The sequence below is a fragment of the Microcoleus sp. genome (assembly GCF_041354475.1).
GTDB lineage: Bacteria > Cyanobacteriota > Cyanobacteriia > Cyanobacteriales > Microcoleaceae > Microcoleus.
In genome coordinates this window covers 122873-139189 of the sequence record NZ_JBGJZU010000001.1, presented here as the reverse complement: position 1 = coordinate 139189, position 16317 = coordinate 122873, and the positions used below count along the sequence as shown (strand labels likewise).

Genomic DNA, 16317 nt, shown 5'->3' with positions numbered 1-16317 from the left:
ATTAATTTCTAATTCCTATTTTATTTCTTCCTTCTTCCTTCTTCCTTCTTCCTTCTTCCTTCTTCTCTCAAGAAGCCAAGCGAATTCCCAGACGGCGTAATTGTCCTCGCAGGCTGGCATCAATCACTTGAGAGCCTACTTTAATTACCACACCGCCAATTAAATCTGCGTCAATTTTGGTTTCAATTTCTACTTGCCTTGCGCCGGTCATTGCCTGTACTTTTTCGCTAACAGTCTGCTGTTGAGCTTCTGACAGCGGTACAGCCGAGGTAACTTCAGCCAATACAGTTTGGTTGAGTTCTCGGAGTTGGGTCAAGTATTGTTTACCAATTCCTTCTAAAAAAAGAATTCTTCCTTTGTCTACTAACAGGCTTAGAAAGCTTCGCATCAACGGGTTTATTTCTTCCCCTGTTATTTGCTGAATTACTGCTTTTTTAGCATCTGGTTTAACCAGAGGATTAGCTAAAAATTGACGCAGTTCCTCAGAACTTTCTACCATACTCAGTAAGGAACGAATATCATTCCCGAACTGTTCTGAAAGATTGTTAGACTTAGCCAATAACATCAAAGCCGATGCGTAAGGCTGTAAAACTTGTGTGTTGATTTTACTCACGTTTTAGCCTCCCAGTAAGGCAATGCTGCGATCGATTAATTGGTGTTGAGCGTTTTCGTTCAAGCTAGTTTTTAGCTGGCTTTCCACCTTTGCTAATGCCATAGATACAACCGCAGATCTGATTTGGGCGATCGCTCTTTCCCGCTCCGATTCCAACTCTTGACCTGCTGTTGCTTTCATGCGTTCAACGTCCTGCGCCGCAGTTGCTAGAATTGCTTCTTTGGCTTTCTGGGCAGTTTCTTGAGCCGAAGTACGAATTCGTTCTGCTTCTGCTTGCGCTTGAGTCAATTTTTGCTGTTGCTCTGCGAGAGCTGCTGCGGCTTCTTTTTGGCGTTTTTCTGCTTCTAAAATCGCCTCTTCTATGCCCGTGCGCCGCTCATTTAGGATATTTCCTAAAAAACCGCGCCCGAAATAAAACAGCACTGCAATAATAATGACCAGGTTAATCAGATTGGTTTCTAAAATATCAAAATTGAAACCGAAACCACCTTCCCGGCTAGCTTCTGTGGCTAGCAATAAAACAGTCCCCATGATAGTCTTCCATAATTGCGCGTGCAGGTTGGCTGAACCAATTTGAGATTTTAGATTTCTTCCAAAATCTAAAACCATTCAATTTCACTATTTGACCAGCTCCGGCCCTAATAGCTTCTCTAGAATTTGGTGGCTCAGGGAGTCCACTTCTTGTTCTAGCGATCGCATTGCATCTTGCTTTTGCTGCTCAATCTCTTGTCCTGCTTTTTCTCGCGCGACTTGAGCTTCTTTTTGAGCCTCAGCTACTTTCGCCGCAGCGATTTTCTGAGCATCTGCTTGAGCCTGAGCAATTACCTTTTGAGACTCCCTGCGAGAATCTCCCAGTTTTTGCTCGTACTCCTGCGCTAGTTGCTGAGCTTTTGCCAAGCGTTCTTTCGCTGCAACTTGAGTGTTCCGAATGTAATCTGCCCGTTCCTCAATTGACTTGGTGAGTGGCTTATAAAAAATTACATTCAAGACTGCGACTAAAATCAAAAACTGCACCGCCATCAGAGGCAGCGTAGCATCAATATCAAAAAGTCCGCCTTCCTTTGCTGCTTCTTCAACTGCTAGTAATACTGTCCAGTGCATCATTTTTTTTGACGGCTCCCACCTAATTCTATTTGAGATTATAGATTTTGGATTTTGGAGTTTAATTACCATCCAAAATCCAAAATCTCCGACCCCAAATTATTATGCGAAGGGGTTGGCAAACAATAGCACTAGGGCTACAACCAAACCGTAAATTGTCAGCGCTTCCATGAACGCCAAACTCAACAGCAAGGTGCCGCGAATTTTACCTTCTGCTTCAGGCTGACGGGCAATCCCTTCTACAGCCTGACCTGCTGCATTTCCTTGACCGATGCCAGGGCCGATTGCGGCTAAACCTACTGCCAAGGCGGCGGCAATTACGGAAGCGGCAGCAACTGTTGGGTTCATGATGATTTTCCTTATCTAAAGTACAAAATTGAGAACAGAAAGTCTACAGAATCGTCCGATTTTACGACGGCAAGTTTGAACTGAGAAATTTAATTTTTTCTCTTTCATTCTGCGTCGTTTATCGTTAGTTAATCGTGATGTTCTTCACCGTGACCGCCCTCTAGAGCTTCACCAATATAGGCTGCTGCTAGGGTAGCAAAAATCAAAGCTTGAATGGCACTTGTAAATAGTCCCAGAACCATTACTGGCAAAGGCACAAATAAAGGCACTAGCAACACCAGCACTCCGACAACCAATTCGTCAGCGAGGATGTTACCAAACAAACGGAAACTTAGCGAAAGAGGCTTAGTAAAATCTTCTATGATTTTGAACGGCAACATAAAAGGTACCGGTTCTACATAGTGGGCGAAATACCCCAAGCCACTTTTGCTGAGACCTGCATAAAAATATGCTAGAGAAGTCAGCAGTGCAAATGCTACCGTCGTGTTGATGTCAGCCGTAGGTGCTCCCAATTCTCCCGATGGTAGCTTAATCAGCTTCCAAGGAATGAGAGCGCCAGACCAGTTTGACACAAAGATGAACAAAAATAATGTACCAACAAAAGGTACCCAGGGGCGATATTCTTTTTCCCCAATTTGGTTTTTAGCCAAGTCGCGAATAAATTCCAGCGCATACTCCATTAAATTCTGCATTCCGCTGGGAATTCGTTGGATTTTGCTGCTTCCTAAAAGCGAAACAATGACTAAAACGGCAATTACAAACCACGAGGTTAGAAAAACCTGCCCATGGACTTTCAGATTGCCCAGTTGCCAGTACAACTGCTGGCCAACTTCCAATTCTGCCAGGGGGAAACGATTAAAGGTGTTTAGAACGTCAAGCATTGCCATTCAACGGGTTTCCCCAAATCTATGAGTTGAGTATTGCTAGATTGCCTGACCTACCTGTAGTCTGGTGCTAATGCACTTCGCAACACGTAAATCATCAGCGAAATTTTGTAAGTCAGAAATCCCAAAAATATTGGTAAAATCTGTAACTGGTCTAACCGAGCTGCTACTATCATCAACCCAATAAGCAGACCGAGCCTTGTCTTACTAATCTTCTGATTTTGGCTACCGATTCGCTCAACATCTCTAGCCAACATCTTTAAGTAAACCACACCTGCGATCGCCCCTAGCAAATAATTCAGGGCAATGTTGAGCGAATAAAAAATCCAAACGGAGATAAAAATTATCCCTGTAAACGCAAGGGTGTAAACCAACAACTCTTGTTGAAGGCGATAGAAGTCTTGCATGGAATTACCTGTCTCTGACGAGACTGTCGAGACAGTGCCAGTTTGAGGAAGCTCCTCGGTTGCTGGTGCGGGTTGGGTGGGTGTGTTTTGCGTGTTCACGAAGCTCAGAAACTAATGCAGGTAGCAGGCGTGTGCTTTGCAAGCTCAGAAAAATATTACCACGCTGCGGTAACAATACTTAAAATTAAATTAATAATATTTTTAGGTTTTGGTGTCGAGGGAGTCAGAAATCTTTTTTACTGGTTCCCAGGCTCTGGCCTGGGAACCGATGTCCAGAGGCTCTGCCTCGCGTGGCGAAGGGTAAATAGGAGGCAGAGCCTCCGGATCTGCGTTACCAGGCCAGAGCCTGGTAACGAGTAGAACGAGTTACTGGTTCCTAGGCTCTGGCCTGGGAACCGATGTCTAGAGGCTCTGCCTCGCATGGATAACGAGTAAAAGTTGGGTTGCTGATTAAATCAGGCCAAACTCTTTAACCGCCGGGAGAAAGTTTTTATTCTCGTGGCTCGATCGACTAAGTTTAATTAAAGCAAATCGCTCGATCGCCCCCAAAGCCATCCATTGTGCCCCCGTAATAGTCAATCCGAACTCTTGGGCTTTGGCTGTGACAGATTCGGGTATGGTTGCAGCATCCATCCAGGGCGGATGTTCATCGATGGGTAAATCAGTTCCCGATTCACCAGTATGTTGAATCAGTATTTGGTTGAGATATTCTCGGTAAGTCGCAATTTCTGCCGTTGTCACGCAAGGAAGCTCGACGAGTGTTTGGCGTTCTGTTTGGCTAAAATGATTCCAATCCTGCAACTTGAGTTTAATGCCGCAAGTATCTAACTTGAGGCGTACTTGCATGGGAATGCAGCGCAGGGCTTCTACAAAGTCGGCTTCAAATTTAAAGAATGTCATGGGTATATGGATTTGCTAACTAGATTTTTTTTTTAACCGCAGAGAGCGCAGAGAGCGCAGAGTAAGAGAGTTAATAGAGCATAATTTGAGGTTTCTATCAATAATTGCACAAAATCAAGTCGGGATTTATAATTAAATAATATTACAAACTCTTGACATGAACCCTGTAGACTACCTTCGGATTAGTTTGATAGACCGCTGCAATTTCCGCTGTCTCTATTGTATGCCGGAAGGTAGCGACTTGGACTATGTTTTGCAGCAGCAGTTGTTAAGTCACTCGGAATTGCTAACTCTGCTGCGGGAGGTTTTTATACCTGTGGGATTTACTAAGTTTCGGTTGACTGGTGGGGAACCGCTGTTGCGCCCTGGGGTGGTTGATTTGGTTGGGGCGATCGCCTCTTTGCCCCAAACGCGCGATTTGTCAATGACTACTAATGGCTTTTTGTTGGGGGAAATGGCGGCAGATCTCTATAGTGCTGGTTTGCGCCGGATTAATATTAGTTTGGATTCCCTGGAACCGGAGACTTTTGATAAGATTATCGGTAGTCGCGGTCGATCGCGCTGGATGCAAGTTTGGCAGGGAATTCAAGCGGCTTATCAAGTTGGATTCGATCCGCTGAAACTGAATGTGGTGGTGATTCCCGGTGTTAATGACGGGGAAATATTGGAGTTGGCAGAATTAACTATTAACCGGAATTGGCACGTTCGTTTTATTGAGTTTATGCCGATCGGGAATGGCGATTTATTTGGCGATAAAGGTTGGGTTGCTTCGGCCGATTTGCGGCAACAAATTAACGATAAATACGGTTTGGCTGAGTCGGGAATTCGGGGAAATGGGCCGGCGGATGTGTTTCAAATTCCGGGGGCGAAGGGTACTTTGGGATTTATTAGTCAGATGTCTGAGTGTTTTTGCGATCGGTGCAATCGGATGCGTTTGTCTGCTGACGGGTGGCTGCGGCCTTGTCTGCTGAACGAAACGGGGCAAATTGATTTGAAAACTGCTTTACGGAATGGGGTGTCTACGGTTGAATTGCGCGATCGAGTGCAGCAGATATTGGAGATTAAACCAGAGATTAATTTCAAGCAGCGAGATTCGGGAACTACTCAAGGAAATTATAGCCGCACTATGTCTCAAATCGGCGGCTGAACTAACCGACATAGAGCGCTGAAGAAATAAAATACTTAAGGCAATACTTGAGTATAATTGTCACAGTATTCGATTCTCAACAAACTCGATGACCATCAAGCCGATTCGGTGGGTTGGCCCGGCCCGCGAAGAAATCCAATCTCTTCCTGAAGAGGCCCGAAAAGAAGCCGGTTTTTCACTTTGGACTCTCCAGCAGGGCATACAACCACCAGACTTTAAACCGATGTCGATCGTAGGTAAAGGCGTTGAAGAAATTCGGATTCGGACAGAAAATGCCTATCGGGTTTTCTATATTGCTAGATTTAACTGGTTCCCAGGCTGTAGCCTGGGAACCGAGATCCAGAGGCTCTGCCTCGCTAGCGGACAAAAACATGAGGCAGAGCCTCAAGGAATGCGTTCCCAGGCTCTAGCCTGGGAACGAGCAAAACCGGAACAATGAGCGAAAATACTATTACCCAAGCAGTCGATAATATCTTTCTAGACCTCGGATTCTCATCTGAAGAAGCTGATAACTTACTAATCCGATCGCAACTAATTCTCGCCCTGACTCATCAGATTAAAGAGCGCGGTTGGACTCTCGATCAAACGGCTCAACATCTCCAACAGTCCAACGATCGAATCAAAGCTCTAACTCAAGGTAAAATAGGGCAGTTTTCCGTTGACAGTCTGATTGCAATGCTCAATAAAGTAGGTATGACTGTCAAAGTCGAAATTTGCCCCAAGGTAGCTTAGGTGAAAATTATGCAATTTGGCGCATTCTACAACTGAAACTCTCCTCCCAAAACTTGTCCAGCCGTTAAATTCAACTGCGGAAATGTTGGAGAAACAAGTGTTTGTTCCCCTTGAAACATCCCAACTTCGACATACTCACCTGATTCTAGTCGTAGTACCGCTACTATCTCCTCTTGAGGGTCAACAATCCAATATTCAGGGATACCCCGCGCTGCATATTGAGCTCGTTTACTAATGTAATCGCGATCGCGCCCAACTCGACCTGGACTAACAACCTCGACAACCAACTGAGGGGGCGGCATAGTTCGGGTGATGGTTAGCCGGGAGGCTGTCAGCAAGATGTGTTCGGGGCGCAAAACCACCAAATCGGGGTAGCGGTTAGCTGCGTCGCCCTCCCGCAATATAGGAACCTGGATTTCGCACATATGTGTTCTGATCAGCCTCAGTGGGATGAACCCGCTACTAGCCAGAGTGAATAGTAGATAGTTAGCAATGAAATTGTTGGGGCCCGATTCTGGTGGCAATGTTACTAACTCTCCGTCAATTAATTCGTAGCGGTTGTCGGTGTCGTCCTCATAGGTGAGGTACTCTTCAAAGGTAAGTTTCTGTTTGTGGGCTTGTGTCATCTTTTACCTTCCAGGATTGCTATTGTTATTAAAATATTTACACATCCGAGGGAAGCGGCGGCCGCAGTTATTTTCATTGAATTAACAAGCTGGGTAGCACTGTTTCAATTATATTATAAGGCTGCATCTGAGAGGTTTTCTTCAAATAGTAGTTTCACAGGGATGCGACAAATAAATTTTTTTCACGATCTGCGGCAAAAGCAAGGCAGGCTTTGATGTCTGCCGAAGTTAGTTCGGAAAAATCTTCCAGAATTTCTGTTTCCGTCATGCCACCTGCGAGATATTCTAAGATGTCGTAGACGGTGATTCGCATTCCCCGGATACATGGTTTGCCACTGCGTTTTCCCGGTTCAATTGTGATGATGTTGTGGTAGTCCATAAAGCAATATTTAGTAAAACTTTGCCGTTAGATGAATCGACCCTAAAAGATTGACCGTCTCGGCGACTAGCGAATCTTGGATGACCTGCTTGGACAGAGCGATTGCGTTCTCTGTGGTTAACTATAAATCAGGTATTTAACGAACACCATCTCGATCGCTCTTTTTCAACCCTAGAGCCATAATTTATAGCAGATTCGAGATTAATGAAGGATACGTGCGATCGATCTATCACCACTAGCCTTTCAGGACAGGACCGTGCCCAAAGCGTGTCAACTTAAGCTGTCAGCCCGCCAAGTCTGTTAGTGGGTTCACGAGTCCGACAGGGGTTGAAACCCCTGTCTAATAGCAAAAGTCCTCGCTATGAGGACTAATGAGTTGAAAATTCTTCTCTTCAGTCCTCTTTGAGAGGACTTTCGCTTTGAGACGGGGGTTGAAACCCCCGGCGGACTATCGATTCTACCTTAAGTTGACACCAATGGACCGTGCCGTTTTCCTACAAACTTGGAATACGCTATATTTGTTACACTACAGGGATAATACCAATTTTTTGTGAGGCTGCTCCCGAATTTGATCCCCCCTAACCCCCCGCGAGTTCGGGGGGGACAAGAGCGCGTTCAAAGTCCCCCTTATTAAGGGGGATTTAGGGGGATCGGAATATGTGCAACGACCCATTAAATTGGTATAAAACTCAACTCCACCTTAACATAAAATTCCCCCAAACAATAACAATTATGCCAATAGATGACGAAGATTTTCAAATCGAAATCAGCGACGATCGCAAACTCCAACTCTTCACAGACAGACACGAATTTACCCGCCGATTTGCCTCTTATTTAAACGATGACCCCCCTCCCGCAAAAATTTTGTATTTTTTCGGCGATGGAGGCAACGGCAAGTCATTGCTCTTAAAACACTTGCAGTATCACTGCTGCAAAAAATTTCCGCCGCAGGTTTGGCAACAATGGGGCGCACTCCCAGAATCACAAGCCGCCGAAGTTGCTGATTTCGTCCGCAATGCAGAACCCAAAACCTACACTCCCATCCCCGTAGTCAAACACGATTTCGGATTGATACCGATTAAAGAAGATAAACCGCAAGATAGATTTTACGGCTTGCTGATGTTGCGGCGAAATGTCGCAGCAGTCACAAAGAAATATAAATTTAAATTTCCCAATTATGATTTTGCTTGCTTTTGGTATTTGCTGAACAAAGGCGAATCAAATGCAACTCTCAGCCAACTTTTCCCCGATGATGTGATGGAATTGCTGACACCTGCAATTGAAACTTTTGCCGAATTTCCGGTGGTGGCGCAAGCTGTAGCAATGCTGAAAGGGATAGATAAATTGGGCGGGATTAAGCGGGCGATGAAATTAATTCAAAATCGCTTGGGTGTCAGCGACGAAACGGCCGATCAAATTCGCCGCAAAGATATTGATACTGAATTAATCGACTGTTTGCCGAAATTATTTGCTGGGGATTTGAATGCGGCAATGACTGGTAGAAATAAACCAGAACGCCTCGTGATGCTGTTCGATACTCACGAGAAAATGTGGGATGAAAAACGCAATTCTCAGGGAGCAACTTTTTGGTATCAAGATGAGTGGTTTCGGCGGTTGTTGAGGGCATTGGATTACAAATTGGGGATTGTGGTTGCTGTGGCGGGGCGAGATTGTCCTGTCACACAATTGCGGTGGCCGAATGCGCCGAGGTTTCCGATTCCCGCAGATTATATAGATGCACAATTGGTGTGGCATTTGTCTCCCGCCGATGCTAGGGATTACTTGCACAAAGTGGAGATTGACAAGGCTGATTTGGCTGATGCTGTGATTAAATATGCCAGCGTCAATCCTGATGAGAATTGGGAAAATTTGCAGGTACATCCGTTTTATTTGGGTTTGTGCGCGGATGTCGTGCTGGCAGAAAGAAGGCGGGGAATTGAGTTGCTGGCGTCGGATTTTGCGCGGATTCCGAAGTTGGAAAATAAGACTGCGGAGTTAACGGATCGGTTGCTTTTGTATGTGGATCGGGAAGTGCGATCGGCGGTGCATTCGCTGAGTGCTTGTCGTGCTTTTGATGAGGATTTGTACGTGAAATTGGGAGCTGGTTGCCACTTCCAGGCAAGCAGTGCAAATTTTGAGATGTTGACGGGTTTTTCCTTTGTGTGGAAATCGCAGAAGCGGGGGGATAACTGGTATCGGATTCACGATTTATTGCGGCGTTTGGATGCCGATCGGGATAATCCGAAAACTCGCAGGGCTCATGAGGTTTTAGAGGGGCATTATCGGGAAGTGGGGGATGCGGCTGAGGCCATTTTTCATGCTAATCGCTTGGATTGGCTGCGGGGTGTGAAGGAATGGGAAGAGGTGTTTCGTAAAGCGTTGGAGTTGAGTCGTTATGGGGAATGCGAGTTGCTGCTGGGAGTTAGAGATGAGTTGTGGATAAAAAGTGATTTTCGGCTGGGCGGAATTTCGCGATCGGAGGGAGATTACTATGCTCAGTTGGCTCGATACGCAGAGGCAAAACAGGAATATTTAGAGGCAGTTGCAGCTTACGATCGCGAACTTATCCTCACTCCCGATAATCAAGCTACGCTCAACAACAAAGGAATTGTACTGCAATCTCTTGGTAATTTACAGACACAACTAAGTGAATATGAGGGGGCAAAACAGTCTTACTGTGATGCGATTGCTGTCTTGAATTCTGCTTTACTTATTGCACCGGATAATATCTCTCCTCTCAACAACAAAGGGAGTGCGCTGAAATCTCTTGGTAATTTACAGACACAACTAAGTGAATATGAGGGGGCAAAACAGTCTTACTGTGATGCGATTGCTGTCTTGAATTCTGCTTTACTTATTGCACCGGATGATATCAATGCTCTCAACAACAAAGGGGGTGCGCTGATAAGACTGGGTGAGTTGCAGGCAGGGCTAAGTGAATTTGAGGTGGCAAAACAGTCTTACTGTGATGCGATTGCTGTCTTGAATTCTGCTTTACTTATTGCACCGGATGATATCTCTGCTCTCAACACAAAAGGGAGTGTGCTGCTAGGATTGGGTAATTTGCAAGCAGGGCTAAGTGAATTTGAGGCGGCAAAACAGTCTTACTGTGATGCGATCACAGCCTTGAATTCTGCTTTACTTATTGCACCGGATGATATCAATGCTCTCAACAACAAAGGGATTCCGCTGCTAGGACTGGGTAATTTGCAAGAACGGCTAAGTGAATTTGAGGTGGCAAAACTCTCTTACTCAGAGGCGATTGCTGTCTTGAATTCTGCTTTACTTATTGCACCGGATAATATCTCTGCTCTCAACAGCAAAGGGGTTGCGCTGCGATGTCTGGGTAATTTGCAAGCAGGGCTAAGTGAATTTGAGGCGGCAAAACAGTCTTTCTGTGATGCGATTGCTGTCTTGAATTCTGCTTTACAACTTGCACCGGATGATATCAATGCTCTCAACAACAAAGGGATTCTGCTACGATGTCTGGGTGATTTGCAAGCAGGGCTAAGTGAATTTGAGGCGGCAAAACTCTCTTACTCAGAGGCGATCGCAGCCTTTAATTCTGCTTTACTTATTGCACCGGATGATATCTCTGCTCTCAACAACAAAGGGGGTGCGCTGATAAGACTGGGTGAGTTGCAGGCAGGGCTAAGTGAATTTGAGGCGGCAAAACAGTCTTTCTGTGATGCGATTGCTGTCTTGAATTCTGCTTTACAACTTGCACCGGATGATATCAATGCTCTCAACAACAAAGGGATTCCGCTGCTAAGACTGGGTGATTTGCAAGCAGAGCTAAGTGAATTTGAGGTGGCAAAACAGTCTTACTGTGATGCGATCGCCGCCTTTAATTCTGCTTTACTTATTGCACCAGATGATTCTATATGGCTTAATAACAAAGGGAATTCGCTGCGAACTTTGGGTGAGTTGCAAGCAGAGCTAAATGAATTTGAGGCGGCAAAACAGTCTTACTGTGATGCGATCGCCGCCTTTAATTCTGCTTTACTTATTGCACCGAATTATATCTCGGCTCTCATCAACAAAGGGAATGTGCTGCGATGTCTGGGTTATTTGCAGACAAGGCTAAGTGAGTTTGAATCTGCAAAACTTTCTTACTGTGATGCGATCGCAGCCTTTAATTCTGCTTTACTTATTGCACCGGATGATATCTCTGCTCTCAACAATAAAGGAATTGCGCTGGGATCTCTGGGTAATTTGCAAGCACAGCTAAGTGAATTTGAGGTAGCAAAACAGTCTTACTGTGATGCGATCGCAGCTTTTAATTCTGCTTTACTTATTGCACCGGATTCTAACTATGCTCTTAACAAAAAAGGGATTGGACTGCGATGTCTGGGTGATTTGCAGACACGGCTAAGTGAGTTTGAATCTGCAAAACTTTCTTACTCTGAGGCGATCGCAGCCTACAATTCTGCTTTACTTATTGCACCGAATAATATCAATACTCTCAACAACAAGGGGATTGCACTTCGATATTTGGGTGATTCGCAAGCACGGCTAATTGAATTTAAGGTGGCAAAACAGTCTTACTCAGATGCGATCGCAGCCTTTAATTCTGCTTTACGAATTGCACCGGATTATATCAATGCTCTCAACAACAAAGGGATTGTGCTCAAAATACTGGGCGACTTACAAGAACAATTATCTGAGAGACAGGAAGCACTCAAGAATTGGCAAGAGGCACTGGAAATGTTTAATCTATCTTTAGCCATTGCTCCTAATGAGGATTCAAATCGATCTTTAGCCATTGTTCCTAATGAGGATTCAATTCGCAATAGACGCGATTCGCTGCAAGAACTTCTCGATAATTTGGGTGAGGATACTGTCAGCAGTTAGCTCGATGCGAAGTAGTAAAGACGTGGCATTCAGGAGGCGGAAGTGTCGAGTTAACTTACACCAAAAGTTCACAGGATTTACGCACTCCGACAAAGAAACCGGGTTTTTGGCCGCATCTACGCATCACAACCAAGAATTATCGAAAAAACCCGGTTTCTGGCCACCCGCACTCCGACAAAGAAACCGGGTTTTTGGCCGCATCTACGCATCACAACGAAGTATTGTCGAAAAAACCCGGTTTCTGGCCACCCGCGCGTCAGCCTTCAAAAAGAAATCATCAGTCCTCTTTCAGAGGACTTTCGCTATGAGACAGGGGTTTTTAACCCCTGTCGGACTATGTGGCTTACCCAAAATCTTTCGCATTCAATAGTTTTTGCATTCATCCACAAGCCCGCCGGGGAATCAATTCCCCGTCTCATAGCGAAAGTCGGTTGAAACCGACTGGCAAATCCAATTCAATTATTATCAATAAATTCTCTAAAAAATCAGGTTTCTCTGCCCCATACCTAAGCTCTAAACTTAATTAATCCGACTCAAAATCAACTTTATCATAAATATCTGCCAACGTAAACTGAAAAGAAAGCGACTTCAGAGATATCGTGACATTAGCATCATCATACTCCGAAAAAGTCCAACTATTCCCATCTGTTTTAAAATATTGCTCGACGTGCATCTCATACTGGTCAATTAGTAAATATTCCTGAAAAGTTGGAATGCTACGATAGGCCGCAAACTTGCCATCTTTGTCATAGCTTCTGGTAGACTTTGACAACACCTCAGCAATCATTAATGGATTAGTTATAGTATCTCTGCGCCCTTCTTCCAATTGCAACTCACCCTGAACTACCATCACATCAGGATAAGTATGTATGCGTTTTCCAGGAATCCACAGCCGTTGGTCTGTAACAAAGACGCTATAGGGTTGACGCTTGAGTGCAAAGTTTAACTCAGCGTAGAAATTGCCAGTAATTTTGTTGTGATTAGGAGTTCCACCAGTCATCAGGACAATTTCACCATTGATGTATTCGTGTCTTTCTTCCGAGTTGACCTCAAATTCGAGGTATTCTTCGGGCGTGTAAACCTTTTTTTCAGGGTGTGCTATCGTCTGCATTTCAACCTCCAAGGTTGTCATTTTTGGTTAGCTTGTAGGGTGCGTCATATCAATTCCGGTTGCACCGGAATGATATAGAGGAGACGGCTTGGCCTTAGTCCCTACCCCAGATTCATTGTAGGGACACGGCACTGCCGTCTCCTAATTGCGGCTACTGACGCACCTAACTAATTTAACTGGTTCCCAGGCTCTGGCCTGGGAACCGATGTCTAGAGGCTCTGCCTCGTCCTTATCTATCAGGAAAATGGAGGCAGAGCCTCTAGATATGCGTTACCAGGCCAGAGCCTGGTAACGAGTAAATTAATAATTCCCATGCAACCGGAAACGATATAAACCCTAACAAGGATTTAACCTTGCAGCTTACCGTCCAGATTTTCTCGACGATTTACCATCAGCCAGCTTCCGGCGAATCAGCACGCTCATCACTTGCTTCGGATTCGCCGCCCGCTGTACGGGACTCCAATCGCCGACTTCCGCAAATCCCAGCCGGTACAAGGTGAGTATGGTTTCCCTGACAGCCTTGGGCGAACCTGTAACCGTTACACACACAATTTCCTGTTCCGATACTGGTGCTGATTCGTCATTTGAGCCTTCCAGAGATGCGCTAACGGATTTGTCATCGTTGGGCACGAATTCTTCAGTCATATTCTGTTCTCCTGGTTTTGGGTTTTCTAGAAAAACCCAAAAACCCAGCCACCCCGCACAGCAACGCAAAGCAAGGTGGCTACAGAGAGTGTTAAGATTCTCGGAGCCTCCAGACTGCTATACCCAGTTTGGGGGTGAGCTGTCCATTGCTGTTACCAGCAGCTTTGGGCAGCGTAACTAGATTTTTGGGCGACGCGGGCTGCTTGTCCTGCAACCTCTCACTTCAAAGCGTAGCCGCATTTGGGGGCCTGTGTCAATCCATTTGGGATTTGGGATTTGGGAAAGGTGCGTCAGCTTTGAGATTGCTTCACTACGTTCGCAATGACGAAAATCCTAGTACGTGCATCCAGGATTAACTGGTTCCCAGGCTGGAGCCCATTCGTGACAACTTAACGTCAAACCCAATCACAGACTGCTGTTTGAGTATTAAGCTCAGATTCCCCCTAGCCCCCCCCAAGGGGGGAAGGGGGACTTTGAGCGGAATCTTGTCCCCCCCTTCTTAAGGGGGGTTAGGGGGGATCTGGCCTTAATCGTCAAACAGTAGTCTGTGACAGGGTTTGGCCTTAAGTTGACACCAAGTTTGTTAGTGAGCACGCGAGTCCGACAGGGAATCAATTCCCTGTCTCATAGCTAAAGTCAGTTGAAACTGACTGAAGATTTGCGTCAAACCAATACACATTAACTAACTCTTCAGTCCTCTTTGAGAGGACTTTCGCTATGAGACAGGGGTTTAAACCCCTGTCGGGTTATTGGTTCTACCTTAAGTTAACACCAATGGGCAATGCCGTCTCCTCCTTTCGGCTACTAATAATATTGGGAATTTAACAGAAATTATACTCCGAGCGAGAAACCGGGTTTTTCACAGAATTCACCGTGTCTAACCAAGATTTAGTAAAAAACCCGGTTTCTGACCTATGCCTAGTTCAAGTAAGGTGCGTCAGTTCAAGATTGTCGATTTTTAGCGAAAATAATGGCGACTGACGCACCCTACGACTCAACTCGGTGTGAGCAATATGAGCTGTTTTGATAAGATCGATCGCACTTCATCCAATCCCATCTCCACATCCACCAAAATCTCTCCCACAGTTTTCTGTATCTCTTTCTCCCCCCCTTGGCAAGGGGACGTTACCTCTTTCTCCCCCCCTTGGCAAGGGGACGTTACCTCTTTCTCCCCCCCTTGGCAAGGGGGGGCTGGGGGGGGTGCACAAGCTTGCAGAAACTCAAACTCGGCACTTGACAAATTGACCAATTGGTAGTTGCAATCAAACACCTGTTGACTCGGCCAACCGTGCATACAAATACTCAACTCTGGAATGGCAGCCAAAAGAGCTTTATCGTCCGACCAATCAATCTTATTAACAGGCTTTTTGCCCAAGAAAAACTCGTAATGAGTGATCTCCGTATCCAACAATTCAATTAATCGATAAAGCTCCCGTTCCGTCAAACCCTGAGCTCTTTCGATCAATTCCGGTGCTTTAGCCAAAAGTCTTTCTAACTGCCAATATCCCGGATTTGAGAAACCGATAAATTCCAATCCCGAAGCGTCGATTAACTCGAATAATGTCTCAATATTGTAGTCAACTTCCTGCGGGTGAACGTACATATCGGCAAAACATTCGTCTCGCTGATTTTCTCCGGCCCAACGCTGTTTTTCGTACTTGACAAGACGGTTGGTTTCTGGTAATGAAGCAAAGATTTCACGGCCGACTTTCACACCATCGGGATAGTCGCCTTTTTGAGTTCCTTGCAGAAGTCCGATCGCCCTTTGCATCAATTGAATTTCCCAGCGTCCGAGTTCAGCATACACAAAAATGTGCATCAAGCCACCGCTAGCCAACTTCGTCGCCAGGGATTGAATGCCACGAATCGGATCGGGTAAGTGGTGCAGCACGCCCACGCAGTTGATCAAATCAAACTCGCCTTCTAATTCGGCGGCATCATAAATGCTGAGGTGACGAAAATCTGCTTCGCGCGCGCCCGATCGCCTACAGCGTTCTTGTGCTACCTTCAAGGCACCGGAACTAAGGTCGATCGCCGTTACCGACGCTTCAGGATTGAGGTGAATCAGATAATCGGTACTCGAACCGGTGCCGCACCCAGCATCCAAAATGCGAATATCGAGTTTTTGCGGCTTTTGGCCGGTGCAAAAATTGTAAGCATCCGGCCAACTCCAGCGCCAGTTGTACCCCGGTGGTGGTTCGTCACTCAAAGGATCGGGCGGAAAAGGGAATGTATCGTAAAGGCGACGCACGGCTGCACTGATATCAGGCGAAGTTTCCATAGATTTGGGAATTATCTTGAATTTTGAGTGGGGTCGGGTGAATCCCAGGATATAACATAACGGCTAGAAGCCTTAACACACGAGAGAATGAAACAGCCCGACTGAACAGAAGCAACCTAGCTTCTTCCTTCTTCCTTCTTCCTTCCTCTTCCTTGTAATAAAACTTATCATTTTTTCTCATATAGGCCCTATTAAATCTATACAATAAGTTTCGACAGGCTTTTTAACAAATTAGGGTTGATGAACCCCAAAACATTTTAATCTGAGAAAGTAAGTAGGCCGGAACCTT

Annotated in this window: 16 protein-coding genes; 4 read left to right on the top strand and 12 right to left on the bottom strand. The window is 45.5% G+C overall.

Annotation, left to right across the window (positions count from 1 at the left end; genetic code table 11):
* Positions 1 to 67: 67 nt before the first annotated feature.
* The 7 genes from atpH to ACBR23_RS00495 form a co-directional block, all read right to left on the bottom strand.
* On the bottom strand, positions 68 to 613 hold the full coding sequence (gene atpH / locus ACBR23_RS00525) for an ATP synthase F1 subunit delta (protein WP_371118337.1): 546 nt from the start codon (positions 611 to 613) through the stop codon (positions 68 to 70).
* Positions 614 to 616: 3 nt separating this feature from the next.
* Positions 617 to 1144, bottom strand: coding sequence for a F0F1 ATP synthase subunit B (locus tag ACBR23_RS00520; protein ID WP_371113781.1), 528 nt, complete (start codon positions 1142 to 1144; stop codon positions 617 to 619).
* Between the two features lie 87 nt (positions 1145 to 1231).
* Positions 1232 to 1717 carry a F0F1 ATP synthase subunit B' gene (locus ACBR23_RS00515; RefSeq protein ID WP_371113756.1) on the bottom strand — a complete coding sequence of 162 codons (486 nt, stop codon included), beginning with the start codon at positions 1715 to 1717 and terminating at the stop codon, positions 1232 to 1234.
* Between the two features lie 99 nt (positions 1718 to 1816).
* The gene (gene atpE / locus ACBR23_RS00510; protein WP_006631105.1) at positions 1817 to 2062 is read right to left on the bottom strand and encodes an ATP synthase F0 subunit C; all 246 of its coding nucleotides are present in this window, start codon (positions 2060 to 2062) and stop codon (positions 1817 to 1819) included.
* 128 nt (positions 2063 to 2190) lie between these two features.
* Positions 2191 to 2949 (bottom strand): F0F1 ATP synthase subunit A, encoded by a 759-nt coding sequence (gene atpB, locus ACBR23_RS00505; RefSeq protein WP_340524580.1) that lies wholly within the window; start codon positions 2947 to 2949, stop codon positions 2191 to 2193.
* Positions 2950 to 2999: 50 nt separating this feature from the next.
* The gene (locus ACBR23_RS00500) at positions 3000 to 3452 is read right to left on the bottom strand and encodes an ATP synthase subunit I (RefSeq protein ID WP_371113757.1); all 453 of its coding nucleotides are present in this window, start codon (positions 3450 to 3452) and stop codon (positions 3000 to 3002) included.
* 351 nt (positions 3453 to 3803) lie between these two features.
* Complete coding sequence (locus ACBR23_RS00495; protein WP_371118336.1) at positions 3804 to 4253, bottom strand: nitrate reductase associated protein; 450 nt, start codon at positions 4251 to 4253, stop codon at positions 3804 to 3806.
* A 157-nt stretch (positions 4254 to 4410) separates the two neighbouring features.
* Between ACBR23_RS00495 and moaA the strand changes: the two genes are divergently transcribed.
* The 3 genes from moaA (at position 4411) to ACBR23_RS00480 (ending at position 6132) form a co-directional block, all read left to right on the top strand.
* Complete coding sequence (gene moaA / locus ACBR23_RS00490) at positions 4411 to 5400, top strand: GTP 3',8-cyclase MoaA (protein ID WP_371118335.1); 990 nt, start codon at positions 4411 to 4413, stop codon at positions 5398 to 5400.
* Positions 5401 to 5488: 88 nt separating this feature from the next.
* Entirely contained in the window at positions 5489 to 5839 is a 351-nt protein-coding gene (locus tag ACBR23_RS00485; RefSeq protein ID WP_371113760.1) for a type II toxin-antitoxin system RelE/ParE family toxin, read from the top strand.
* Positions 5836 to 6132: a helix-turn-helix domain-containing protein gene (locus tag ACBR23_RS00480; RefSeq protein WP_242717105.1), complete on the top strand. Its 297-nt coding sequence runs from the start codon at positions 5836 to 5838 to the stop codon at positions 6130 to 6132. The genes ACBR23_RS00485 and ACBR23_RS00480 overlap by 4 nt, the downstream gene beginning before the upstream one ends.
* 26 nt (positions 6133 to 6158) lie before the next feature.
* Here ACBR23_RS00480 and ACBR23_RS00475 read toward each other — a convergent pair whose 3' ends face one another.
* The gene (locus tag ACBR23_RS00475; RefSeq protein WP_371113761.1) at positions 6159 to 6758 is read right to left on the bottom strand and encodes a Uma2 family endonuclease; all 600 of its coding nucleotides are present in this window, start codon (positions 6756 to 6758) and stop codon (positions 6159 to 6161) included.
* A 154-nt stretch (positions 6759 to 6912) separates the two neighbouring features.
* The gene (locus ACBR23_RS00470; RefSeq protein WP_371113762.1) at positions 6913 to 7137 is read right to left on the bottom strand and encodes a DUF433 domain-containing protein; all 225 of its coding nucleotides are present in this window, start codon (positions 7135 to 7137) and stop codon (positions 6913 to 6915) included.
* 732 nt (positions 7138 to 7869) lie between these two features.
* On the opposite strand from ACBR23_RS00470, the gene ACBR23_RS00465 reads away from it, so the two are divergent.
* Positions 7870 to 11991, top strand: a complete 4122-nt coding sequence (locus ACBR23_RS00465) for a hypothetical protein (protein ID WP_371118334.1) — start codon at positions 7870 to 7872, stop codon at positions 11989 to 11991.
* A gap of 523 nt (positions 11992 to 12514) precedes the next feature.
* On the opposite strand, the gene ACBR23_RS00460 is transcribed toward ACBR23_RS00465, so the two are convergent.
* From ACBR23_RS00460 to ACBR23_RS00450, 3 genes are all read right to left on the bottom strand, one after another.
* Entirely contained in the window at positions 12515 to 13102 is a 588-nt protein-coding gene (locus ACBR23_RS00460) for a Uma2 family endonuclease (RefSeq protein ID WP_371113764.1), read from the bottom strand.
* 360 nt (positions 13103 to 13462) lie between these two features.
* Complete coding sequence (locus tag ACBR23_RS00455) at positions 13463 to 13747, bottom strand: hypothetical protein (protein ID WP_371118333.1); 285 nt, start codon at positions 13745 to 13747, stop codon at positions 13463 to 13465.
* Positions 13748 to 14741: 994 nt separating this feature from the next.
* Positions 14742 to 16028: a class I SAM-dependent methyltransferase gene (locus ACBR23_RS00450; RefSeq protein ID WP_371118332.1), complete on the bottom strand. Its 1287-nt coding sequence runs from the start codon at positions 16026 to 16028 to the stop codon at positions 14742 to 14744.
* Between the last annotated feature and the right edge of the window lie 289 nt (positions 16029 to 16317).